The organism is Pseudomonas sp. (assembly GCF_048265905.1).
Taxonomy (GTDB): Bacteria; Pseudomonadota; Gammaproteobacteria; order Pseudomonadales; family Pseudomonadaceae; genus Aquipseudomonas.
Genome location: NZ_JBLXAP010000012.1, coordinates 114,587 through 137,175 on the forward strand (window position 1 = coordinate 114,587; position 22,589 = coordinate 137,175).

20 protein-coding genes are annotated in these 22,589 nt (G+C 54.2%); 14 read left to right on the forward strand and 6 right to left on the reverse strand.

Features of this window, described 5'->3' with window-relative positions:
• Positions 1-169: 169 nt before the first annotated feature.
• Positions 170-2,479 (reverse strand): TonB-dependent hemoglobin/transferrin/lactoferrin family receptor, encoded by a 2,310-nt coding sequence (locus ACN0UH_RS15795; protein WP_417662952.1) that lies wholly within the window; start codon positions 2,477-2,479, stop codon positions 170-172.
• A gap of 196 nt (positions 2,480-2,675) precedes the next feature.
• Between ACN0UH_RS15795 and ACN0UH_RS15800 the strand changes: the two genes are divergently transcribed.
• From ACN0UH_RS15800 to ACN0UH_RS15820, 5 genes are all read left to right on the forward strand, one after another.
• On the forward strand, positions 2,676-3,740 hold the full coding sequence (locus ACN0UH_RS15800; protein ID WP_417662953.1) for a hemin-degrading factor: 1,065 nt from the start codon (positions 2,676-2,678) through the stop codon (positions 3,738-3,740).
• A 123-nt stretch (positions 3,741-3,863) separates the two neighbouring features.
• Positions 3,864-4,718: a heme/hemin ABC transporter substrate-binding protein gene (locus ACN0UH_RS15805; RefSeq protein ID WP_417662970.1), complete on the forward strand. Its 855-nt coding sequence runs from the start codon at positions 3,864-3,866 to the stop codon at positions 4,716-4,718.
• Entirely contained in the window at positions 4,715-5,746 is a 1,032-nt protein-coding gene (locus tag ACN0UH_RS15810; RefSeq protein WP_417662954.1) for a FecCD family ABC transporter permease, read from the forward strand. Before ACN0UH_RS15805 ends, ACN0UH_RS15810 begins: the two co-directional genes overlap by 4 nt.
• Before the next feature lie 44 nt (positions 5,747-5,790).
• Complete coding sequence (locus tag ACN0UH_RS15815; RefSeq protein ID WP_417662971.1) at positions 5,791-6,513, forward strand: heme ABC transporter ATP-binding protein; 723 nt, start codon at positions 5,791-5,793, stop codon at positions 6,511-6,513.
• An 8-nt stretch (positions 6,514-6,521) separates the two neighbouring features.
• On the forward strand, positions 6,522-7,406 hold the full coding sequence (locus tag ACN0UH_RS15820) for a ChaN family lipoprotein (RefSeq protein WP_417662955.1): 885 nt from the start codon (positions 6,522-6,524) through the stop codon (positions 7,404-7,406).
• Between the two features lie 633 nt (positions 7,407-8,039).
• Here ACN0UH_RS15820 and ACN0UH_RS15825 read toward each other — a convergent pair.
• The 3 genes from ACN0UH_RS15825 to ACN0UH_RS15835 form a co-directional block, all read right to left on the reverse strand.
• The gene (locus ACN0UH_RS15825) at positions 8,040-8,840 is read right to left on the reverse strand and encodes a Crp/Fnr family transcriptional regulator (RefSeq protein WP_417662956.1); all 801 of its coding nucleotides are present in this window, start codon (positions 8,838-8,840) and stop codon (positions 8,040-8,042) included.
• A 105-nt stretch (positions 8,841-8,945) separates the two neighbouring features.
• Positions 8,946-9,218: a TfoX/Sxy family protein gene (locus ACN0UH_RS15830; RefSeq protein WP_087515845.1), complete on the reverse strand. Its 273-nt coding sequence runs from the start codon at positions 9,216-9,218 to the stop codon at positions 8,946-8,948.
• A gap of 292 nt (positions 9,219-9,510) precedes the next feature.
• Complete coding sequence (locus ACN0UH_RS15835; protein WP_417662957.1) at positions 9,511-11,073, reverse strand: bifunctional aminoglycoside phosphotransferase/ATP-binding protein; 1,563 nt, start codon at positions 11,071-11,073, stop codon at positions 9,511-9,513.
• Between the two features lie 118 nt (positions 11,074-11,191).
• Between ACN0UH_RS15835 and mrcB the strand changes: the two genes are divergently transcribed.
• From mrcB to ACN0UH_RS15850, 3 genes are read left to right on the forward strand one after another with little or no spacing between them, the layout of a single operon-like run.
• Positions 11,192-13,510, forward strand: coding sequence for a penicillin-binding protein 1B (mrcB, locus tag ACN0UH_RS15840; RefSeq protein WP_417662958.1), 2,319 nt, complete (start codon positions 11,192-11,194; stop codon positions 13,508-13,510).
• 16 nt (positions 13,511-13,526) lie between these two features.
• Positions 13,527-14,228 carry a tetratricopeptide repeat protein gene (locus tag ACN0UH_RS15845; RefSeq protein ID WP_417662959.1) on the forward strand — a complete coding sequence of 234 codons (702 nt, stop codon included), beginning with the start codon at positions 13,527-13,529 and terminating at the stop codon, positions 14,226-14,228.
• Positions 14,228-14,557, forward strand: a complete 330-nt coding sequence (locus tag ACN0UH_RS15850; protein ID WP_417662960.1) for a YqcC family protein — start codon at positions 14,228-14,230, stop codon at positions 14,555-14,557. Before ACN0UH_RS15845 ends, ACN0UH_RS15850 begins: the two co-directional genes overlap by 1 nt.
• Positions 14,558-14,596: 39 nt before the next feature.
• Here ACN0UH_RS15850 and ACN0UH_RS15855 read toward each other — a convergent pair whose 3' ends face one another.
• The gene (locus ACN0UH_RS15855; protein ID WP_417662961.1) at positions 14,597-15,037 is read right to left on the reverse strand and encodes a DUF4124 domain-containing protein; all 441 of its coding nucleotides are present in this window, start codon (positions 15,035-15,037) and stop codon (positions 14,597-14,599) included.
• A 406-nt stretch (positions 15,038-15,443) separates the two neighbouring features.
• Here ACN0UH_RS15855 and ACN0UH_RS15860 point away from each other — a divergent pair, with 406 nt between their 5' ends.
• Together ACN0UH_RS15860 and ilvN are read left to right on the forward strand one after the other, a co-directional pair.
• Positions 15,444-17,168, forward strand: a complete 1,725-nt coding sequence (locus ACN0UH_RS15860) for an acetolactate synthase 3 large subunit (protein WP_417662962.1) — start codon at positions 15,444-15,446, stop codon at positions 17,166-17,168.
• Positions 17,169-17,170: 2 nt separating this feature from the next.
• Entirely contained in the window at positions 17,171-17,662 is a 492-nt protein-coding gene (ilvN, locus tag ACN0UH_RS15865) for an acetolactate synthase small subunit (RefSeq protein ID WP_087515851.1), read from the forward strand.
• A 53-nt stretch (positions 17,663-17,715) separates the two neighbouring features.
• Here ilvN and ilvY read toward each other — a convergent pair whose 3' ends face one another.
• The gene (gene ilvY / locus ACN0UH_RS15870; protein ID WP_417662963.1) at positions 17,716-18,597 is read right to left on the reverse strand and encodes an HTH-type transcriptional activator IlvY; all 882 of its coding nucleotides are present in this window, start codon (positions 18,595-18,597) and stop codon (positions 17,716-17,718) included.
• Positions 18,598-18,722: 125 nt separating this feature from the next.
• On the opposite strand from ilvY, the gene ilvC reads away from it, so the two are divergent.
• The 4 genes from ilvC to msrQ all read left to right on the forward strand — a co-directional run bounded on the left by ilvC (position 18,723) and on the right by msrQ (position 22,409).
• Positions 18,723-19,739 carry a ketol-acid reductoisomerase gene (ilvC, locus tag ACN0UH_RS15875; protein WP_417662964.1) on the forward strand — a complete coding sequence of 339 codons (1,017 nt, stop codon included), beginning with the start codon at positions 18,723-18,725 and terminating at the stop codon, positions 19,737-19,739.
• A 155-nt stretch (positions 19,740-19,894) separates the two neighbouring features.
• Positions 19,895-20,710, forward strand: a complete 816-nt coding sequence (pssA, locus tag ACN0UH_RS15880) for a CDP-diacylglycerol--serine O-phosphatidyltransferase (protein ID WP_417662965.1) — start codon at positions 19,895-19,897, stop codon at positions 20,708-20,710.
• Positions 20,711-20,772: 62 nt separating this feature from the next.
• Complete coding sequence (gene msrP, locus ACN0UH_RS15885; RefSeq protein WP_417662966.1) at positions 20,773-21,786, forward strand: protein-methionine-sulfoxide reductase catalytic subunit MsrP; 1,014 nt, start codon at positions 20,773-20,775, stop codon at positions 21,784-21,786.
• Entirely contained in the window at positions 21,786-22,409 is a 624-nt protein-coding gene (gene msrQ / locus ACN0UH_RS15890; protein WP_417662967.1) for a protein-methionine-sulfoxide reductase heme-binding subunit MsrQ, read from the forward strand. Before msrP ends, msrQ begins: the two co-directional genes overlap by 1 nt.
• Positions 22,410-22,589 lie beyond the last annotated feature (180 nt).

Below are 22,589 nucleotides of genomic sequence, written 5' to 3' on the forward strand. Positions count from 1 at the left end.
TTATCCACCACTTTTAGACTTATAAACAGAGCGCTCCGGTTGGACGTTTCGGTGTTGCGTCTTGGTGGACAAGCTTCGCGTTGTCACACCCCACCGGAGGCACCTTGGTTGATCGTTAAGTCGGGTAGGGTGGATAGCGCTTTTTTATCCACCATTTCTCAGTGGTTCATTAGTACTGCCAAGAGGCTGACACCCGTACACTGCGCCCGACTTCGCTGTAGTAATCGTCAGGCTGGACGAGCGCGCCATCCGGAACGTTCAGTGCATTCCAATACTTTTTGTCGAGGATGTTGAAGACGCCCGCTTGCAGCTTGACCCCGTCCAAGGCTGCTGGCTGCCAATAGGCGGTCATGTCCACGACACCGTAGCCAGGGGCTTTAAAATCAGCGTCTGTCTCGACCTTGTCCCGAGCGCTGGCGGCGGTCAGCATCAAGTCACTGCCAAAGCGCTCATGCTCGTAGCTCAGGCCGATTGTGCTGGTCAGTGGCGCTACCGAGTTCAGGTCTTGATTGGTTTTACGGTCTTTACCGCGTGCCCAGGCCACAGCGCCCCAAAGTTTCCAGTCTTGAACAAAGCCCCAATGGGCGGTCGCTTCGGCGCCGTAGATGCGAACTTTGTCGCGGTTTTCAGTGCGCGTTACCCCGAATGGATAATCCGCCGCATCGAGCCCGAGTTCGGCGATTTGCTGGCTGTCGAGGGTGACGCCTTCATCAATAAAGTTCTTGTAATGGTTGTCGAACAGGCTCAGCGAGCCGCCTAATTGACGGTTGCCAAACTGGCCACCGACCTCATAACCGTTACTTTCTTCTGGCTTTAGATCCGGGTTACCGACGCGCAAGTAAGTGCCCGAGGCACCGTAATTCATGTACAGCTGAGTGGCGTCTGGCGCTTTGAAGCCTTGCGCCCATTGCGCATAAAGCAGCGCTTGCTCAGCTACTTGCCAGGTTGCCAGCAAGCTGGCGGACAGTTTGCTGTCGTCGCTGTCGGTGAGTGAGGCGTTGTTGTTGGGGTTAACGTTGTTGGCATAGTCGCCGCCTGCATCGGGTTCAACTTTATATGCGTCGTAGCGCAGGCCGGGAGTCAGTTTGAATACGCCGTCAGCAAAGCTGATTTCGTCTGCGGCGTACACCGCCCATTGGCGGCCTTTGGCTTCAGGGCTGTCGGCTTGATTGGTGTGCAGGAAGTCGCAAGCGCTTGGCCCCATGTAAACGGGTGAGCTTGGCGATGGAGTGATCAGGTTCGCGGGGCAATTGTCCTGACCTTTTGACGCTTGCTGGGTCTCGATCCAGTACAACTCACCGCCCAGACTGAAATCGTGGTCCAGGCCAGCCAGTTGCTGCTTTTTGCCGACCTCGCCGGTGAAGCCGTAAAGGGTTTTTTCGATACGGTTATTGCGCTGGAAAACTCCGCTTGGGTATTTGTATGGGTTTTCCGGCACGCCAAACATCTGGAATACAAAGTCTGGAATGCCTGCGCGTGAGTCGAGTGCGCGCACGGCGTCTTGATCATCTTCGCGTTCGATTTTTTGCCAGTAGGTGATCGCATGCGCGCGATCGAACCAGCCTCCGCTGTCTTCTGCTTTGAAGTCATAGTCGAGCGATAGACGTTGGCGTTTAGTGTCTTCTTGAGTGCTGTTTTCGCCAGCAAGGTAGGTACTGCCTTGGCTTGTACGAGTGTCGATGTCATTTTCGCGTTTGAAATATTCGGCGGTAAACCCTAGCTGGTGCCCACCGTCGAAGCCTTGTTGTAACTTGAACAGGGTGTTGTGACGGTCGACATCTGCCGGGTTGGCTTCGGTACGCTGCGTGCCCAAGAGATTGTCATTGCCCGAGGTTTCGAGTTCATCACCTTGGCGTTTCCCCGCTTGTAACAGCCATTTGGTGTTGTTGTAGCGCCCGGCCAACGCAGCATTGAGTCCCCAGCTGTTATCTGCGCTGTCGTAATCCGATTTGATCAGCGTGGCAAAGTCTTTGCCTTCGCTCAGCAGGTCATCCGGGTTGAGGGTGAATAACTGCACCGCGCCGCCGAGTGCCCCGGAACCAGCCTGGCTGGAGTTTGCGCCGCGAACGATATCCACCGCCGACAAACTATTGAAATCAATTGCATCCAAGCCGCCTTGAGCACCGCCGGTTGGCCCCTGACTCCGTGCGCCATCGGTCATCCAAGGCACGCGAATACCGTCGATGGTGGTCAACACGCGATCACGGTCAAGCCCACGAATATTGATGCTCTCATTGCTGCGATTGAAGTTAACCCCAGGTTCAGAACGCCGCCCAAGGTCGTCAAAACTGCGGATAAAGCGCTTGTCCAGCGCTTCGGCATCGGTGCGGGTTTTGGTCGGCAAAGGTGCTTGTATCGGTGCTCCGGTCACTTCCGTGTCGGCGAGTTGAGCCGGTTCCGTTGCCGCAAGGCTCAAGGACGGGCTGAGCAACATGAGCGCGAGGTATGAGCGCAAGGGAAAGGGTGCATTGGCAAACATGAAAACTCCTGAATGGTGTGTTGGGCAGCTTCTGTGAGTGCTTGTTGGAATTTGCGCAAACAGTAATGAGATTGATATGCTAATGCAAATGATTATCAAATCAATTTAGCGAATAAAAATGCCCATCGCCCTTTGCTGCTGTGCACATCAGCGCTACAGCAGTGGAATAACCGTCAAGTCAGGAGTCTGATCAGTTATGAGCAATCTCAATCCGGTCCAAGCCAGTGATCTGTACCGAAAGTGGCAACAACTACGCGGTGATCAGTCACGACTACGCGCGCGTGATGCTGCGGTGCACTTGAGCGTTAGCGAGGCCGAACTGGTTGCCAGTCGGCTCGCGGTAGATACCGTGCGTTTACGGCCTGAGTGGGAAGAGTTGCTGCCTGCGTTGGGCGAGTTGGGCTATGTGATGGCGTTGACTCGCAACGAGCACTGCGTGCATGAGCGCAAGAGTGTTTATCGCGACGTTACCGTGAGTGCTGGCGGGAAAATGGGTTTGGTAGTCTCGGCAGATATTGACCTGCGTTTGTTTCTTGGCGGTTGGGGCAGTGTATTTGCCATCAGCGAGCAAACCGACAAGGGCATCCAACGCAGTATTCAGGTGTTTGATCATCAAGGCACGGCTGTGCACAAGGTATTCTTGACGGAGACCAGTGAATTAGCGGCCTGGGAGCCATTGGTTGAGCGGTTCCGTGCGCCACAGCAATCTACCGAGTTGCAACTGCAAGCGCCTCCAGAGCCTCTGGCGGTTAAGCCCGACAGCGAGATAAATCAGCAGACGTTGCGCCAAGGCTGGTCTGAACTCAAAGACACCCATCACTTTTTTGCTTTGCTGAAAAAGCACGGTGCTGGGCGGACTCAAGCGCTGCGTCTTGCGGGTGAGGAGTGGGCCGAACCTTTGGACCCGTCTGAGTTGACCCGCGCCATGGAGCAGGCGGGGGAGCGGGACATCGCTATTATGGTGTTTGTCGGCAATCGTCACTGTATCCAGATTCATACGGGCCCAGTGCGCAAGCTGCGTTGGATGGACACATGGTTCAATGTGCTCGATCCAGAATTCAATCTGCACCTTAAAACCCCTGCTATCACTGAGCTTTGGCGGGTACGTAAACCGAGTAGTGATGGCGTGATCACCAGTCTTGAGGCGTTTGATGCTGATGGCGAATTGGCGATCCAACTCTTTGGTGCACGCAAGCCAGGTATCCCAGAACTTAGAACATGGCGCGAGCTGGTCGAGTCGCTGCCGGTAGTAGCGCCTTAGCGGCTACTGTTTTATCGCGCTGGCGCTAACGCAGGTATGCGCTAGCGCCGTTACCGGATTGTTGTCATGGAGTTTATGAATATGGGGATTGGCGGATTTGTTGTAAGCATCGCGGCGGGTTTGATGTTCTGGAACATTGCCCAGGCCGAACCGCTGCCACAGCGCTGGGTCAGTGCGGGTGGTTCTATTAGTGAGTGGGTGGTTGAGTTGGGTGGCGAGTCAAAACTGGTCGGCGTCGATACCACCAGCCAGCATCCAGTTGCATTGCGCGAGTTGCCAAGCATCGGTTATCAACGTCAGCTTGCCGCCGAAGGTATTCTCGCGTTGAAGCCGGACGTGTTGCTCGGCAGCGATGAAATGGGGCCACCGCCAGTGCTTAGCCAATTGCAGGCAGCGGGTGTGAATATTGAGCGTTTGTCGGTCAGCCCGCAGTTATCCGCATTACAAGCGAGCTTGCAGCGCATTGGTCAGTTGCTGGGTGATCAGCCGCGTGCCACTCAGGTGTTTGGCGCCTATAAACAGCGTTTACAGCGCCAGCAGCAATGGGTTGACCGCGCACAGTTAAATCAAGCGGCGCCGAAAGTTTTGTTGTTGCTGGGGCATACAGGCAGCAGCCCTATGGCTGGCGGGATAGAGACTTCGGCAGACTGGCTGATCAAGCAGGCGGGTGGTGTAAATCTGGCGAACCACCGCGGTTATAAGGCGTTGTCGAGTGAGGCGCTGATCGGGCTTGATCCGCAGGTGATCGTGATCGCTGATCGCAGCCTTGAGGGCGAATCAGCCAAACGAGCATTGCTTGAACAAAACCCGGCGCTGGCGGCGACTCGGGCCGCTCGTGAGGGGCGCCTGATTAGCCTTGACCCGACGTTGCTGGTCGGTGGTTTGGGGCCGCGTTTGCCGGATGGGCTGGCGGCCTTGTCCGCAGCCTTTTATCCTGAGAGCCAACCTTTGACCGCTGATGCCAAGTTGACCCCATGAATCTAGTTGTCCAACCGCGCTCACTGCTGATTGCACTGGGTGTGTTGCTGGTGTGTGCCTTCGGCTTGTCTTTGGCTCTGGGGCCGGTGAGCCTGTCCCTCGCTGATACTGCGAAGGCGTTACTTCATCTACTGGGTTTGCCTGTGACGGGCGCTGAGCAAGCGCAATTAATCATTGAGCGGATCCGCATGCCGCGCAGCCTGTTAGGCGCTGCTGTTGGTGCCGTATTGGCGCTGTGCGGGGTGGCGATGCAGGGTCTGTTTCGCAATCCGCTGGCTGATCCCGGCTTGGTCGGTGTGTCGAGCGGTGCGGCTTTAGGTGCAGCGGTGGCGATTGTCGGCGGGGCGATGTTCGGCGGAATACCTGCGTCGATTTCACCCTATCTATTGTCGGTTTGTGCATTTGCTGGCGGCCTGGTGGTGACTGCGGTGGTGTATCGGCTAGGTCGCCGCGACGGCGTCACCAATGTCGGCACCATGCTGCTGGCGGGTATCGCCTTGACCGCGTTGGCGGGTGCTGCAATTGGCTTGTTCACCTACTTGGCGGATGACGCAACACTGCGCACCCTGACATTCTGGAACCTTGGCAGTCTCAATGGCGCCAGTTACCCACGACTCTGGCCATTGCTGTTGGTCACCGTTGCTGTGGGTTTATGGTTGCCGCGTCGCGCCAGCGCTTTAAATGCACTATTGCTTGGTGAATCTGAGGCGCGGCATTTAGGTATTGATGTCGAGCGGGTCAAGCGTGAGTTGGTGTTCTGCACCGCGCTGGGTGTTGGTGCTGCCGTTGCTGCTGCGGGAATGATTGGTTTTATAGGCTTGGTCGTTCCACATGTCGTTCGGTTGCTGGCAGGACCGGATCATCGCTTGTTGCTACCTGCGTCGGCATTGGCGGGGGCTAGTTTGTTGCTCTTCGCTGATTTGTTCGCGCGCTTGTTGCTGGCACCTGCAGAGTTGCCTATCGGCATTGTTACTGCGTTAATCGGTGCGCCGTTCTTTCTCTATTTATTGGTACGAGGGCGCGCCTGATGTTGCGAGCCGAAAATATAGCGGTCAAACGTGGACCCAGCACCGTGTTATCCGGGATTAGCTTGCAGCTGCAGCCCGGCCAGGTGCTGGGTGTGCTGGGTCCCAATGGTGCGGGCAAAAGCACCTTGCTCGGTGCTTTAAGTGGCGAGCTTGAAACCGCTGAAGGTGAAGTTTACCTCGATCAACAGCGCTTAGCGGATTGGTCCGGCACTGAGCGTGCACGGCGCTTAGCGGTGCTGCCGCAAAGCTCGACGCTGAACTTTGGCTTTCTGGTTGAAGAAGTCGTGGCGATGGGCCGTTTGCCGCACGCCAGTGGTGCCGCGAGTGATGCTGACATTATCAAGCACGCTCTAACCGCGGCTGATGCGATGCATTTGGCGGGCCGCAGCTATTTGGCGTTGTCTGGCGGTGAGCGTCAGCGTGTGCATTTGGCGCGTGTGCTGGCGCAATTATGGCCGGGTAGCGAAGGGCAAACCCTGCTGCTGGATGAACCCACTTCGATGCTGGATCCACTCCATCAACACACCACACTGCAGGCTACCCGCACCTTTGCTGAGGGCGGCGCGGCGGTGATGGTGATTTTGCATGATCTTAATCTGGCTGCGCGTTATTGCGATCAGTTGTTACTGCTTGATCGCGGTAAGGCCTGTTTGCTCGGCAGCCCGGCAGAGGTGCTCCACGCTGAACCGCTGCGTGAGGTGTTTGGCCTTGAGGTGTTGATTCAGCAGCATCCCGAGCGGGGGCATCCGCTGGTAATTGCACGATAAGGACTGGTATGCGCCAAGCAATATTTCTACTTATGGTTCTGCTGGCGGGCTGTCAGGCGGCATTGCCGACGCTGCCTGAATGGCAAAGCCCGCAAGGGCGAGACGCTGCCAACCTTGGCTTGATCAAGGATTTGCGCAGTGGCGAAATACTGACGTCTACAGAGTTGGTTGAAAGACTGTCTGCTGCAAGCCAAGTGCTGGTGGGCGAGCAGCACGATAATCTCGATCACCATGCTTTAGAACTGTGGCTATTGCAGGCAATGGCCAGCCAGCGTGAGCAGGGCAGCGTACTGCTGGAAATGCTCACTAGCAGCCAGCAAAACGCAGTCGATCATGCGCAAAAGGTCTTGCGTGCAGGTCAGCCGGTTGCAGATTTAACCCAGCAACTGGACTGGCAAAAGGGGTGGGATTGGTCGATGTATGGCCCGATTGTGCGTTATGCGCTAGCGCAGCCGGCGAGTGTGCTGGCTGCAAATCTTGATCGCACAGAGATGATGCAGATCTACCGCAAGCAGCCTGCTCTGAGTGGGCCGGTATCAACCTCTGACGCCGTACGTGAACCTTTGCTTGAGCAAATCCGTGAGTCGCATTGTGGCTTACTTCCCGACAGCCAAATGCCAGCCATGCTGGCGGTACAACAGCAGCGTGACCGGCGCATGGCTGAGCGCCTGCAACAGGCAAGCAAACCTGCGGTATTGCTGGCAGGAGCCTTTCACGTACGCCGCGACGTAGGCGTGCCTGTGCATCTGCGTGATCTGAACAATACAGCGACCAATGCTGTACTGATTCTCAGTGAAGTGGGCAAACCGGTGAGCGCTGAGCAAGCGGATTACGTCTGGTATACCGCAGCGGTCGAAGATAAGGATTATTGTGCTGAAATGCGCAAGCGCTAGAAACAGGCATCCAAGGATTCGCACAGACGAATGGTGGGTATAAAAGCGTTACCCACCTACGGCGAACTATTTAGCTTTCAAAGTAGGGTGTGACAACGCGAAGCTTGTCCACCAAGCAATTACTCCCCGGTGTTACTCCCCCGTGCGTCGACCCAATGCCCAGCTTGGTGCAGGCACTTTTGCTCAGGCAAAAAAAGACCCGGCAAAGATGCCGGGTCAATAACCGTGATTAGCCTGATGAGGAGATAATCTGAAGAGTCCGACTGAAGGTCTCTTGAGGTTATCAGCTGATCTCGCGATCAGATGATTGAATAATAACAATTCTCATTATCATGTCAACAGTCTAATAAAATTAATTTTGGACACCTTTTCGCAGGCAAAAAAAGACCCGGCAAAAGTGCCGGGTCAATAACCGTGATTAGCCTGATGAGGAGATAATCCGAAGAGTCCGACTGAAGGTCTCTAGAGAATATCGGCTGATCTCGCGACCAGTTGAGTTAATAATAACAATTCTCATTATCATGTCAACAGCCGTTTGAAAGTTTTTCTTGGCGGCCGCTATTGGTTGTTTGCAGGCATAAAAAAACCGGTGGTTAACCGGCTTTTTATTCGTGCGCAGAGTGCTGCGTATAATTACTTCGCCTCGTTGCTCAAGCGTAGCTGGGTGACCTCTTTGTTGAGCAGGTCGATGCGCCGGGCCATGTTTTCTATCAGGCTGTGAGCGATGCGCGGGTTGCTTTGCATCAGGCTAAGGAACTGATCCTTGGGAATCAGCATGACGGTGCAAGCCTCTGAGGCGATAACCGTGGCGCTACGTGGCTCGCGGGTGAATACGGCCATAGCACCGAAGATCTCATCCTTCTGCACATCACCGACTTTATGCCCGTCGACGAATGCCTCGGCATGACCTTCGATGATCACGAATACGTGCTCAGCTTCATCGCCTTGGTGAATCAGCTCTTCACCTGCGGCAAAATGTTGGAAGCCGGTAGAGGGGCGAATGTCTGGTTGCTTTAGGCGTACCAATGCGTCTGACAGCAAAGCGGTGTGGCCGATCAGGTATTGAATCAGCAGCTCTTGACGGTTCTGGTCGGCATAGATGTGATTGAACGCATCAGCGCGTGAATAGGGGATCAAGCTCAGAGGCTCATCGCAACTGTAGCGACAGCTTGGCAAGTCAAGGCCCTGACGCAACCCGAGCAGGTCGCCTTCTTGCAAGTAGAACAGCGGGCGTTCATCCACCAGTGCATGCAGCAAGCCATTTTCAATGATGAACAGGCTATTGGAGGGCAGGCACGCATTAAGGTCATCATTTTGATCTACATGAATGATCTCGCCTGAGGGGGCTAGACCTTCCAGCATTTGACTGGGGATATTCTGCAGTCGGTTAATCAGCTGGTCGGCGTAAGCGGGTTGCTCCCCGAGTAGATACATAATGTGATTCCTTGAACTGGCTTGGCAGACATAAACGCACGAACATCCCTCCGACAATATGCCGGGCTGCTGTTTTGGTAAATCACTCTTGACTGAGGTTGTGAGCTAGCTCTTATTGCGTGAGCTTCCAGCGTCAAGTTGGCCGTTTAATTCTGCCTTATGTGCTTCCGGTAGCTCGTTCCAGTAAACATCGAGTAGTGCCCCCTCAATCGAGTAAAGCAATACTTTTGATGCTCTGAAACCGCGTGCCTTTACCGCTCGATAGGCGCTCACTGCCCCGAGCCTGCGCAGATCATTGGCGCTGTGGATGCCCGCCGCGTGCAGCCATTGGGCGGATGTTTTCCCCAAGTTCTTCAAGTGTTGCAGCTCGTCGTTCATTGAGCCTCCATGGCGCCGCGAATGTGCGGTTTTGAGCAATCACTTTTAAATACCTGAACAAAAGTGTAGCGGCCTAATGAAAAAGTGTGGCGAATTGATATCCCTGGTTTTTTGTCTGAGCGCAATTTAAGTCTGCAGGCTTAAATTTCAGGTGCATGAGGGATAAATGTGGCGGCAAGAGCGAAGGTCAAAGGAGAGGGGCGCTGGAGCTGTTGCCTGCGTTTGCCGCACGGCTGCTCTTTTATAGTGGTGTAGCGGGGCAGATTGCCTGCCCCGCGTCTATCGCGAGCGGTTACAGGCCCGGCAAACGTTGACGGATGCGCGCAACCAAGCTGTCTAGGCTGGCGCTGTCGTTGGTTTCGATGCATTGCTCGTTGACCAATTCTGCGCTTGTTAGCTTTTCGCGGTTGGCCAGTTGCGCCTCGATGACTAGCATCGTTGCATCTGATGGGTCTTGAGCTTCTTGCTGGCGCTGTTTGAGCCAGCCAGCAATGACCTCGGTCGGTGCGTTGCAGCTGAGAATCAAAAACGGCACGCCAGTTTCTTCGGCAATCTGCATGGCCGCATGGCGCTGTTCAAGCTTGAGGTAGGTTGCATCGATCACCACTGGGAAGCCGGCGTGCAGGGCTGCATCAGCAATCTCATGCAGGCGCTGGTAGGTGGCAATGCTGGAGTCCTGATCGTAAATGCCTTGGTTTTGCTGGCCTTTGTTGGCCTCTGTTTGCTCACCAAACAGGCGCTTGCGTTCGACATCAGAGCGCAGGCGAATGGCTCCAAGCGCCTCAACCATACGCATGGCAACCTGGCTTTTGCCAACGGCTGAGACACCGTGGGTGATAGCCAGGAAACGCGAAGGAATTGAGCTGTAACTTTCAGCTAGCGCTGCGTATTTGCGGTATTGCCGCAAAATAACTGCACGTTGCACTGCGCTTTGCTCCTGACCCAGTCGGAATAGGCTTACCTTGCCGCGAACCATTGCCCTGTAGGCCTTGTAGAAGTTCAGCAGTTCGAGGGATGCGTAATCGCCGGTGTGCTCTAACCAGTTGCTGACAAAGCGTCGAGCAAGGCATTTGAGGCCACGGTCTTCAAGGTCCATGGCTAGAAAAGCAGTGTCTGAGGTTATGTCAGTGAGGCGGAATGGTTCGTTAAACTCAATGCAGTCGAACAGCGTGACCTTGCCGTCAAGCATGGTGATATTGCCGAGGTGGACATCGCCGTGACATTCGCGAATAAAACCATCTGCCTTGCGTTTGGCCAGCAGCGGTTTGAGGCGTTCAAAGCTGGTTTCTGCCCAGACCTGCAGAGCGTCGAGCTGCTGCAAGTCGGCTTTGTCCGAAAGCATGGCGCGAGCTTGTTCAAAATTCTGCAGAACCGGGGCCATAACTGCTTCTGCAGTTCCCAGCTCGTGCTCCTGTGGGACGCGTGGGGCGTTGTTGTGGAACTGAGCAATTTGTCTGGCCAGGGCGTCTATGTGTGTTTCGCTGAGTTCGCCGCGAGCTTGTACTTCGCTAAGCAGTTGGTCTTGCGGAAACTGGCGCATTTTTAGCGCGTACTCAATCACCGGGCCATCTTCAGATAGATTTGGCGTCTCGACGCTGCCACTGATGGGCACAACTTGCAGGTACAAACCCTCGGCCAATCGTTGGTTGAGACGGAGTTCTTCCCCGCAGAAGTGTTGACGGGCACTCAGCTCGGTGAAGTCGAGAAAACCAAAATTAACCGGTTTTTTGATCTTGTAGGCATAGTCGCCAGTGAGCAATACCCAGGAAATGTGGGTCTCAATTACCTGGAAACTGTCGACCGGGTGCGGGTACAAGGCCGGGTTTTGCAGGGCTTCTATCAGGGCTTGGCTCACGGATGATCCTTGGTTTTAAACGACAAATAGTGGCGCTCATTATGGCTTCTGAATGTCAGTCTGCAAACCGGCGGATGGCTCCTGCTTGGCGCAGGCAAAATGCGTATAATGCCGCGCCATGACTCGACCTAAATCTTCCCGTTCCCGTTCAAAACGTCGCTCACGCGGCACGCGTCCTTGGCTTGGCTGGGCTGTAAAGCTCGGTTTGGTTGGCTTAGTGGTGTTTGCAGGCTTTGCGGTTTACCTCGATGCAGTGGTGCAGGAGAAATTCTCCGGCAAGCGCTGGACTGTGCCTGCAAAGGTTTATGCCAGACCTTTGGAATTGTTCGTCGGTGAAAAACTGGCGAAGAGTGATTTCCTCAAAGAATTGGACGCGTTGGGCTATCGGCGCGAAAAAGCGGTTGACGGGCCTGGTGGAGTTTCAGTTTCTGGTAACAATATTGAGCTTTACTCGCGTGGCTTCCAGTTCTACGAAGGCGCCGAGCCTGCACAGCATGTGCGTGTGCGCTTCTCGGGCGATTATGTCGCAGGCCTGACTAAAGCTAACGGCGGCAAGTTGGCGGTTGCACGTTTAGAGCCAATGTTGATCGGCGGTTTGTACCCCGTGCATCAGGAAGACCGCGTGCTGATCAAGCTCGATCAAGTACCGCCGTATCTGGTCGAAACCTTGGTGGCCGTTGAAGATCGCGAGTTCTTCAATCACTTTGGTGTTTCGCCAAAATCCATCGCTCGGGCTGTCTGGGTCAATGCGTCATCTGGTCAGTTGCGCCAAGGCGGCAGTACCTTGACGCAACAGTTGGTCAAAAACTTCTATTTGACCAATGAGCGCAGCCTCTCGCGCAAAGCGACTGAAGCAATGATGGCCGTGCTGTTGGAGTTGCATTACGACAAGAAAGATATCCTTGAGGCGTATCTCAATGAAGTCTTCCTCGGTCAGGACGGTAATCGTGCAGTCCATGGCTTTGGGTTAGCTAGTCAGTACTTCTTCAGCCAACCGCTGTCTGAGTTGCACTTGGAACAGGTGGCGCTGTTGGTCGGCATGGTTAAAGGACCGACTTACTACAACCCGCGCCGTCATCCTGAGCGGGCCAAAACACGTCGCGATTTGATTCTTGATCTGCTGGCAGAGCAGGGCGTGGTTACGCCTGAACAAGCAGCAGCAGCCAAGGCTCGGCCTTTGGGTGTGACGACACGCGGCAATATGGCCAATGGCTCGTTCCCGGCCTTCCTAGATCTGGTCAAGCGTCAGTTGCGTCAGGATTATCGTGACGAGGATTTGACCGAAGAAGGTCTGCGTATCTTCACCAGTTTTGATCCGATCATGCAGATCAAGGCCGAAAATTCACTCAGTGAAACCCTTAAGCGTCTGTCGGGCCGCAAAGGGGTCGATAAGGTTGAGGCTGGTATGGTCGTAACCAACCCTGAAACCGGTGAGGTGCAAGCTATGCTGGGTGGGCGCCAGCGTAACTTTGCTGGTTTCAACCGAGCGATTGATGCGGTGCGTCCAATCGGCTCGCTGGTCAAACCTGCTGTTTATCTGACCGCCTTGGAGCGTCCAAGCCAGTACACCTTGACCAGCTTCATCAAGGATCAACCGTTTTCGGTCAAAGGTCAGGATGGCCAGGTGTGGCGTCCGCAGAATTATGACCGCAAGTCCCACGGCACAATTTTTCTGTATCAGGGGTTGGTCAAGTCATACAACTTGTCGACTTCCAAGCTGGGGCTGGAACTGGGTGTGCCTAACGTACTCAAAACGGTAGCGCGCCTGGGTGTTGAGCGTGAATGGCCAGCGTACCCGTCGATGTTGCTGGGTGCGGGGGCGCTGAGCCCGATGGAAGTTGCAGGTATGTATCAGACTATTGCCAACGGCGGCTTTAATACGCCATTGCGTGGTATTCGTAGTGTGTTGACTGCAGAGGGTGAACCACTCAAGCGCTACCCATTCCAGATTCAGCAGCGCTTTGATGCAGGCTCTATCTACTTGCTGCAAACCGCGATGCAGCGGGTGATGCGTGAAGGTACCGGGCGTTCGGTCTACAACCAATTGCCGCGCTCATTGAATTTGGCAGGTAAGACCGGCACCAGTAATGACTCACGTGACAGCTGGTTTGCCGGTTTCAGTCAGGACGTTTTAGCCGTGGTCTGGTTGGGGCGTGACGATAACGGCCCAACGCCTCTCACCGGTGCGACGGGTGCGCTGCAAGTGTGGACCAGCTTTATGGCTAAAGCTGATCCGCTGCCGCTGGACATGCCACAGCCAGATAACGTTGTCCAAGCATGGATTGATGCGAAGACCGGACAAGGCTCTGATTCCAGCTGCCCGAATGCAGTGCAGATGCCGTATATTCGTGGCAGTGAGCCGGTACCTGGCTCGGGATGCGGTATTCAGGAACCAGTTGACTCGGTCATGGACTGGGTTCGCGGCTGGATGAATTAAGGCAAGAGGGCCTAATGTGATTAAGTGGTTGATACCAGTAATAACAGCTTCGGCAGTATTGGCAGGTTGCTCCAGCGTGCCAAACGGTTCGATTCCGGTCGTTGACTCCGGTGCGCCAGCTTCTGCTCACCGCATGGACCGCGTCGGTGGCGGAGCTGCGCCTACCAATACTCCGCAAGCCCAGCCGCAAGACTCCGGTGTTGTGGTGATGATACCGGGTGCTCCGGGCGGCTCAGGCAGCCAACCGTTAAGCACTTCGCCAATAACTACCGGGCCAATCACCACCGGACCTGCGGTAACCAACCCGAACTCAATGCCAAGTGCGCCGCAAGCGCCTGCTAATAAAAGTGCTGCCTCTTCAGGCTCTTCAGGCGGTTTGTCTGCCGACGAGCAACTGGATGGGCCGGTGTTGGCACTGCTGACAACTGCCCAGCAGCAGCAAGGTGGTGGCGATCTGGATGGTGCGGCCTCAAGCCTGGAACGTGCCCAGCGTATTGCGCCGCGCGAACCGCAGGTGCTTTACCGTCTAGCTGAGGTACGCCTGGCTCAGGGTGATGCTGCGCAAGCGGAACAGTTTGCTCGCCGTGGCCTTAGCTATGCGAGTGGCCGTCCGCAGCTGCAGGCCAGCTTGTGGGATTTGGTCGCACAGGCACGAGAGAAACAAGGTGATCCCGCAGGCGCTGCACAGGCGCGTGAACGTGCCAAGGTCGCACTGTAATGGATGCACGTACACCTGAAATTGCTGAGCAACTGTTGTTGATCGAGCGCGAGCTGCGCAAGCAGGGCTGGTGGACTGAGCTGCCGCCAAGCGATAAAGCAATGGCCAGCCCTGAGCCTTTTTGCGTTGATAGCATGCCTCTGGAGCAATGGTTGCAGTGGATCTTTTTGCCGCGGATGAAGGTGATGCTGGAGCAGAACGCACCTCTTCCAAGCGTCTCCGGTATTCAGCCGATGGCAGAGCAGGTTTATGGCGTGGGCAATGCTCAGGCGCGCGAGCTGATCAAGCTGCTTGGCGAGTTTGACGAGATACTTACTGGCGCGAGCTGAGTCGCGCCCAGAGTTGTTTCAGGTCGAAAACTGCCAGCCTTACTGGCAGTTTTCGCTAATGGCTTTCTTCGTTTCTGCAATGCGCTGTTGGCGCTCTTCTTCGCTGATCCGCCGGACTTCTCCGTCGATTTCAACGCGAACACGTGGATTGTTCTCTATTTGCGCGAGGCTGGTCCGCACATCCGTGCAGTACTGTTTGCGTTCGGCTTCCTTGGCGGCCACTTCCTGCTTAACTTTCTTATCGATTTCAGCCTGCTCAGGGTCGGCAATATCATCAAAGGTTGGCGCAGGTTCTTCTACCGCTGGTTTGCCTGACGGCGTCGGCACTGCGGTATTGATTTCTGTGCTTTGCTGGCCTTGTGGCGGTTGGGCGCCAAAATGGGTAACTCCTTGTGCGTCAACCCACTTGTAGACCTGACTTGCCATCGCTGTAGTGCTGAATGCGAGTAACAGACTGGTGGTGAGAATCAAACGGCGCATGCTGTTTCCTTAGTGAGTACTGCGATGCCTAAGATTACTATAATCAATAAAGCTAGATCGTCATCCTGCACCAGGTTGCAGCAGAAGATTGTCGATTCATGCACAGATTACTTGACTTAAAGGCCTCTAATCCCAACAATCCAACGTTCGCTGTAGTGGAGTCGGCCGCAAGCAGGCTTTAGCTCAGTAGAGATGAGGTGCACACCCGCGCCGACCTTGCAACACCCGCAACGCGTTACCTCGCGCTGGGTGGGAAGACCCCGCAACACTTTGGGGCGTTCCCAATACTTGCTCAGTAGTAGCTGACGTAGTCGGCGACCACCGTCGCTCATGCTCTGCTTAGCAGTAAAACCTATTTTAGATCGCCCCCTTTTGGGCGGTTTCTGGCGTTTTAGAGGTGATCAACGTGGAGCTTTTATCCGGCGCTGAAATGGTCGTACGCTTTTTGCGTGACGAAGGCGTTAAAAATATTTATGGGTACCCAGGCGGTGCCTTGCTGCATATCTATGATGCGCTGTTCAAAGAACCAGAGGTGAACCACATCCTGGTGCGTCATGAACAAGCTGCAACTCATATGGCCGATGGCTACGCACGTGCAACTGGTAAGGCGGGTGTAGTGCTGGTGACCTCAGGTCCTGGTGCTACCAACGCAATTACTGGTATCGCCACTGCCTACATGGACTCCATTCCGATGGTGGTTCTGTCAGGCCAAGTACCAAGTGGCATGGTCGGCACTGATGCCTTCCAGGAAACCGACATGATCGGTATCTCGCGTCCTATCGTAAAGCACAGCTTTATGATCAAGCACGCCTCAGAAATTCCTGAAGTGATGAAGAAAGCCTTCTATCTCGCTGAGTCGGGTCGCCCTGGTCCTGTTGTTGTCGATATTCCGAAAGACATGACCAATCCGGCTGAGAAGTTCGAGTACGTCTTCCCGAAGAAGGTCAAGTTGCGCTCGTACAGCCCAGCGCTGCGCGGCCATTCAGGCCAGATCCGCAAGGCGGCTGAAGTACTGCTCGCAGCCAAGCGTCCGGTAATTTACTCCGGCGGTGGCGTAATTCTGGGGCATGCAGCAGAGCCGCTGACTGAGTTGGCGCAGATGCTTAATATTCCTGTGACCAATACGCTGATGGGCTTGGGCGGTTATCCGGGCACTGATCGTCAGTTCCTCGGTATGCTCGGTATGCACGGCAGCTATACCGCCAACTTGGCGATGCACCACGCCGATGTGATTTTTGCCGTTGGCGCGCGTTTTGATGACCGAGTTATCAATGGTCCGGCCAAGTTTTGCCCGAACGCCAAAATTATCCACATCGATATCGATCCAGCTTCGATCTCCAAAACCATCAAGGCCGATGTGCCAATCGTTGGCCCGGTTGAAAGCGTGCTGACCGAGATGGTTGCGATCCTCAAGGAAATTGGCGAGAAGCCAAATAAAGAGGCGCTTGCCAGTTGGTGGAAGCAGATTGAAGAGTGGCGCGGAGATCGCGGCATATTCCCTTATGACAAGGGTGACGGCAGCATCATCAAGCCACAGACAGTGATCGAAACACTGAGCGAAGTGACCGAGGGTAATGCCTACGTAACCTCCGACGTGGGTCAGCATCAGATGTTTGCTGCGCAGTACTATCGGTTCAACAAACCGAACCGTTGGATCAACTCCGGCGGCTTGGGCACCATGGGTTTTGGTTTCCCGGCAGCAATGGGCGTTAAGTTGAGCTTCCCGGATGACGACGTTGCCTGCGTAACCGGGGAAGGCAGTATCCAGATGAACATTCAGGAACTGTCGACCTGCCTGCAGTACGGTTTGCCGGTGAAGATCGTCAACCTGAACAACGGCGCGCTGGGTATGGTGCGCCAGTGGCAGGACATGAACTACAACAGCCGTCATTCGCACTCTTATATGGAGTCCCTGCCGGACTTCGTTAAGTTGGCCGAGGCCTATGGCCACGTTGGCATGCGCATCACTGATCTGAAAGACCTGAAACCAATGATGGAGAAAGCCTTTGCGATGAAAGATCGCTTGGTTTTCCTCGATATTCAGGTTGATACCAGTGAGCACGTCTATCCGATGCATATCAAAGACGGTGCAATGCGCGACATGTGGCTGAGCAAGACGGAGCGGACTTAATCATGCGACACATTATTTCCCTGTTGCTGGAAAACGAGCCGGGCGCATTGTCCCGCGTGGTGGGTCTGTTCTCCCAGCGTAACTACAACATCGAAAGCCTGACGGTAGCCCCAACTGAAGACCCGACTTTGTCGCGTCTGACGTTGACTACTGTTGGTCATGATGATGTTATCGAGCAGATCACCAAAAACCTCAATAAGTTGGTTGAGGTGGTCAAGCTGGTCGATTTGTCAGAAAGCTCGCATATTGAGCGTGAACTGATGCTGGTTAAGGTTAAAGCGACGGGCGCACAACGTGCCGAGGTCAAGCGCACAACGGATATATTCCGCGGTCAGATCGTCGATGTAACCACCAGCGTTTACACCATTCAGTTGACGGGCACTAGCGATAAGCTGGACAGTTTCATTCAGGCGGTAGGTACAGCCTCAATCCTGGAAACTGTACGCAGTGGCGTTACCGGCATTGCCCGTGGCGACAAAGTACTCAGTATCTGATTTTGCTGTATTAAAAAACCTCGCATTTTTGCGAGGTTTTTTTTCGCCGTCATTTAGCGTTGGCGATTCCAGAAGGCATTTATCAACGGCTCTTTCAGGTGTTTTTCCAGAGCAAACAGGCCAATGTCATAGGCGGTTAGTGGCGGTTGAATATCGTAGGTGCGGATGCGTGCGGTCAGAGGGCTGTTATCGAGCACGATTTGCGGCACGACGCCGATGCCAAAACCCAGACTGACCATGCTCACAATGGCTTCGTTACCGCTGACTTGTGCATAAATTCGCGGCCTGATGTTATGGCTTTTCAGCCAGCGGTCGGTGCGCGTACGTGCGAGGCCCTCTTCTGAAAGAATCATTGGCACATCACGCCAACTGGTCGCGCTCGGGTGTTTAAGCTGTTCATCCGTTAAGAGTTGGGGGGATTGCGGGCCGATAAAACACAGCGCCGAGCGGGCAATCGGTTGAAATGCGATGCCGGCAGGGAGGCTATCGGGGCGGGCACCGATGGCAAGGTCTTCAAGGCCTTCCTGGATGCGCTCAACGGCTTTTGCCGCATCACCGGTATGCAGCTTCATTTCAATGCGTGGATAGTCCTGACGAAAACTGCTCAGAATATCGTAAAGAAAGCTGTAGCTGGCCGTGACAGAGCAATACAGCGAAAGCTCCCCATGCAAGATCAGTTGGTCTTGTTTAAAGGTCTGGCGCATGGCTTGCCAGCCGCTTATTACTTCTTTGGCGTACTCGCGGAACTGTTGTCCCTCGCGGGTTAGACGAACTGAACGGTTGTCCCGTAGAAACAGCGGTGCGCCGAGTTCGTCCTCAAGCTGCTTGATGCTGCGGCTGAGCGCGGAAGGGCTGACGTGCTGCTCGCGGCTGGTTTTACCGAAGTGCAGGTTGTCGGCTAAAGAGAGGAAAAGTCTAAGCGCGTGGCTATCCATGATCATTTCATATATCGGCATGTTGTGTTGCAAATATATCATTTTACGCAATGGGTTTGATCACTTACAGTGTCTCAGTCGCGGTGCTTGCACCCACTCATTTTTCGATTAAAAGAGCCAACAACATGAAAGTTTATTACGACAAAGACTGTGACCTCTCGATCATCCAAGGCAAGAAAGTTGCCGTTATCGGTTACGGCTCGCAGGGCCACGCTCAAGCGTGCAACCTGAAAGACTCTGGTGTTGATGTCACTGTTGGTCTGCGTAAAGGTTCTTCAACTGTCGCCAAGGCTGAAGCCCACGGCTTGAAAGTTGCTGATGTTGCGACCGCTGTTGCGGGTGCCGATCTGGTTATGATTCTGACCCCGGACGAATTCCAGTCGCAGCTGTACAAGAATGAAATCGAGCCAAACATCAAGCAGGGCGCAACTCTGGCGTTCTCCCACGGCTTCGCGATTCACTACAACCAAGTCGTTCCGCGCAGCGATCTCGACGTGATCATGATCGCGCCAAAAGCACCGGGCCACACTGTACGTTCCGAGTTCGTCAAAGGCGGCGGTATCCCTGACCTGATCGCGATCTATCAAGATGCTTCGGGCAATGCCAAAAACGTAGCACTGTCTTACGCTTCAGGCGTGGGCGGCGGCCGTACCGGTATCATCGAAACCACGTTCAAAGACGAAACTGAAACTGATCTGTTCGGTGAGCAGGCTGTTCTGTGTGGCGGTTGCGTTGAGCTGGTTAAAGCGGGCTTCGAAACACTGGTTGAAGCTGGTTATGCGCCAGAAATGGCTTACTTCGAGTGCTTGCACGAGCTGAAGCTGATCGTTGACCTCATGTACGAAGGCGGCATCGCCAACATGAACTACTCGATCTCGAACAACGCTGAATACGGTGAGTACGTTACCGGTCCAGAGGTTATCAACGCCGAATCGCGTCAGGCCATGCGTAACGCTCTGAAACGCATTCAGGACGGCGAGTATGCCAAGATGTTCATCCAGGAAGGTGCGGCTAACTATCCTTCGATGACTGCTTATCGTCGCAACAACGCTGCCCACGGTATCGAAGTTGTAGGTGAGCAGCTGCGTTCGATGATGCCGTGGATTTCCGCGAACAAGATCGTCGACAAAGCTAAAAACTAAGTCTTACCGACTTACATAAAAACGCGGCTAAATAGCCGCGTTTTTTTATGCGCTCAGTATCTTCTGGTATAAAGCGCGTAATGATTAAGCTTATATAATGCGCGTAGCGCGGTAACATACGTGCTGAATTTTCAATCCCGTTGCAAGGTATACCCATGAGCGAACGCCCAGAAGAGCCCAATTCGGCTCCCGACGCAGAAAGTCTTTTGCCGGTCGATGAACACGAAGAAGAGGGCCATGACGACGAAGGGCGCAAGGTTCGCCATCGTGGCGTCTATTTACTGCCGAACTTGTTCACCACCGCTAATCTGTTCGCTGGTTTCTACGCAATCATCAATGCCATGAACGGCAACTACTATGTAGCGGCTGCAGCTGTATTCGTTGCCATGGTGTTGGATGGTCTCGATGGTCGTGTTGCACGCCTGACTAATACACAAAGTGCATTTGGCGCTGAATACGATTCGCTGTCGGACATGGTCGCCTTTGGTGTTGCACCTGCGCTGCTGGCGTTTGAGTGGGCGCTGGGCAGCCTGGGCAAAGTCGGCTGGATGGTCGCTTTCATCTATGTGGCGGGTGCAGCACTGCGTTTGGCCCGTTTCAATACTCAGATTGGTAGCACCGATAAACGCTACTTCATTGGATTGGCCAGCCCAGCTGCCGCCGGTGTAGTTGCGGGAACGGTCTGGGCATTTAGTGACTTCGGCATTCAGGGCTCGAACATGGCCTTTGTGGTGGCAATCTTGGTTGCTGCGGCGGGTATGTTGATGGTCAGCAACATCAAATATCACAGCTTTAAAGACCTTGATCTGAAAGGGCGGGTGCCTTTTGTTGCCATTCTCGCAGTGGTGCTGGGATTTGCCGTGGTATTCAGTGATCCACCACGTATCCTGCTGATCATCTTCCTTGCCTACGCGTTTTCGGGGCCGATTCAATTTTTGTTGCAGTTACGTCGTCGCAATAAAGCTGCGTGATGTAATTTCACAGGGGCTTCATGGTCTACTAATCATTCATTACCTGTAGCCGTGGAGTCCCAATGCTGATCAAGGTCCCATCTACATCCGCTTGCAAAGAGTCGGATGTCACCCCGGAAGCGCTCTACCTTTCCCGTCGTACATTTTTAGGTGGTTCTCTTGCTGGGTTGGCGCTTTCGGCCATTCCGGGCATGTCGTTTGCGCAAGATGCTTCGCGCTACTCTGGTGTTGAGGCTATTGATGGCCCTGCTTGGTTTCAGCAAAAGCTGCAGACGACCAAGTGGCAAGCGATCACTGTCAAAGACGAGGCGATCACGCCTTTCAAGGATGCGACTGACTACAACAACTTCTATGAGTTGGGTGCCAACAAAGGCGACCCGGCAGCCAATGCTAAGGCGCTAAAAACCGAGCCCTGGAGTGTTGTCATCGACGGTGAGGTAGCAAAGCCTGGGCGTTATGCGCTTGAAGACTTCATCAAACCTTATGAGCTGGAAGAGCGGATCTATCGCCTGCGCTGTGTTGAAGCCTGGTCAATGGTTATTCCGTGGATGGGATTTCCGCTTTCCGCACTCCTTAAGCAAGTGCAGCCGACAAGCAAAGCTAAATACATACGTTTTGAAACCTTGGTTGATCGCAAAGACCTGCCGGGGCAGCAATCGAGTTTTGGCTTGATTGACTGGCCATATGTCGAGGGCTTGCGTCTTGATGAAGCGATGAATCCACTGGCGATTCTAGCTGTCGGGATGTATGGCCGGGTTCTGCCTAATCAGAATGGCGCGCCGCTGCGTTTGGTTGTGCCTTGGAAGTATGGCTTTAAAAGCATCAAGTCGATTGTGCGTATCAGTCTGGTTGAGGAGCAGCCAAAAACCACTTGGCAGTCGATTGCCGCAGATGAATACGGCTTCTACGCCAACGTTAATCCAAATGTAGATCATCCACGTTGGACACAAGCACGTGAACGCCGACTTCCAAGCGGCCTGTTTAGTCCCAATGTACGCGATACCCTATTGTTTAATGGCTATGGCGATGAAGTAGCATCTTTATATAGCGGTATGGATCTGAGAGTTAACTACTAATGCGTTACCCGCTTTGGCGTTTGATGGTTTTTATAGTGATCGCAGCGGTGCCGCTGTTCTGGCTGTATGAGGCGTGGACCTTCGCACTCGGGCCTGACCCAGGCAAGACTTTGGTTGATCGGCTCGGCTTGGGTGCGCTAATCCTGTTGTTTATTACCCTGGCGATGACACCACTGCAAAAGCTTACAGGCTGGTCGGGTTGGGTCATTACGCGCCGCCAGCTAGGCCTTTGGTGCTTTGCCTTTGTGGTGTTGCACCTGACAGCTTATTGCGTATTTATCTTGGGGTTTGATTGGGCGCAGCTTGGTGTCGAGTTACGTAAGCGGCCTTACATAATAGTCGGAGCGCTTGGTTTTCTCGGTTTGTTGGCATTAGCGCTGACATCCAACCGCTATAGCCAGCGCCGTTTAGGCAGGCGCTGGAAGATGCTACACCGTGCGGTGTACGGAATCTTGGCGTTGGGCTTGTTGCATATGCTTTGGGTTGTGCGTGCAGACCTGAAGGAGTGGATTATGTATGCGCTGATTGGCGCGGCGTTGATGCTATTGCGAGTCCCGGCCATATCAGGGCTTTTGCCGCGTATTCGAGCTAAAACAGCTAATACAGTAATAAATCCGCAATAAAACCCTTGACGGCAAATCTGAGGTGCCTATAATGCGCACCTCTTCCGGCGTAGACCTCTCGGAAAACCTCTTGTAAAACAAGAAGTTAGCTTAAAAAGAGGGGTTGCAAAACAGCGAAAGCTGTGTAGAATGCGCCGGGCTCTGAAGGGTGTTTTGAACGACCTTTAGAGTGATCGCCAC

What these genes read in the sequence shown, in the direction of transcription:
- ACN0UH_RS15795 (WP_417662952.1), bottom strand. Translation starts at nt 2,479, where the DNA reads ATGTTTGCCAATGCACCCTTTCCCTTGCGCTCATACCTCGCGCTCATG.
- ACN0UH_RS15800 (WP_417662953.1), top strand. Translation starts at nt 2,676, where the DNA reads ATGAGCAATCTCAATCCGGTCCAAGCCAGTGATCTGTACCGAAAGTGG.
- ACN0UH_RS15805 (WP_417662970.1), top strand. Translation starts at nt 3,864, where the DNA reads ATGTTCTGGAACATTGCCCAGGCCGAACCGCTGCCACAGCGCTGGGTC.
- ACN0UH_RS15810 (WP_417662954.1), top strand. Translation starts at nt 4,715, where the DNA reads ATGAATCTAGTTGTCCAACCGCGCTCACTGCTGATTGCACTGGGTGTG.
- ACN0UH_RS15820 (WP_417662955.1), top strand. Translation starts at nt 6,522, where the DNA reads ATGCGCCAAGCAATATTTCTACTTATGGTTCTGCTGGCGGGCTGTCAG.
- ACN0UH_RS15825 (WP_417662956.1), bottom strand. Translation starts at nt 8,840, where the DNA reads ATGTATCTACTCGGGGAGCAACCCGCTTACGCCGACCAGCTGATTAAC.
- ACN0UH_RS15830 (WP_087515845.1), bottom strand. Translation starts at nt 9,218, where the DNA reads ATGAACGACGAGCTGCAACACTTGAAGAACTTGGGGAAAACATCCGCC.
- mrcB (WP_417662958.1), top strand. Translation starts at nt 11,192, where the DNA reads ATGACTCGACCTAAATCTTCCCGTTCCCGTTCAAAACGTCGCTCACGC.
- ACN0UH_RS15850 (WP_417662960.1), top strand. Translation starts at nt 14,228, where the DNA reads ATGGATGCACGTACACCTGAAATTGCTGAGCAACTGTTGTTGATCGAG.
- ACN0UH_RS15855 (WP_417662961.1), bottom strand. Translation starts at nt 15,037, where the DNA reads ATGCGCCGTTTGATTCTCACCACCAGTCTGTTACTCGCATTCAGCACT.
- ilvN (WP_087515851.1), top strand. Translation starts at nt 17,171, where the DNA reads ATGCGACACATTATTTCCCTGTTGCTGGAAAACGAGCCGGGCGCATTG.
- ilvY (WP_417662963.1), bottom strand. Translation starts at nt 18,597, where the DNA reads ATGGATAGCCACGCGCTTAGACTTTTCCTCTCTTTAGCCGACAACCTG.
- ilvC (WP_417662964.1), top strand. Translation starts at nt 18,723, where the DNA reads ATGAAAGTTTATTACGACAAAGACTGTGACCTCTCGATCATCCAAGGC.
- pssA (WP_417662965.1), top strand. Translation starts at nt 19,895, where the DNA reads ATGAGCGAACGCCCAGAAGAGCCCAATTCGGCTCCCGACGCAGAAAGT.
- msrP (WP_417662966.1), top strand. Translation starts at nt 20,773, where the DNA reads ATGCTGATCAAGGTCCCATCTACATCCGCTTGCAAAGAGTCGGATGTC.
- msrQ (WP_417662967.1), top strand. Translation starts at nt 21,786, where the DNA reads ATGCGTTACCCGCTTTGGCGTTTGATGGTTTTTATAGTGATCGCAGCG.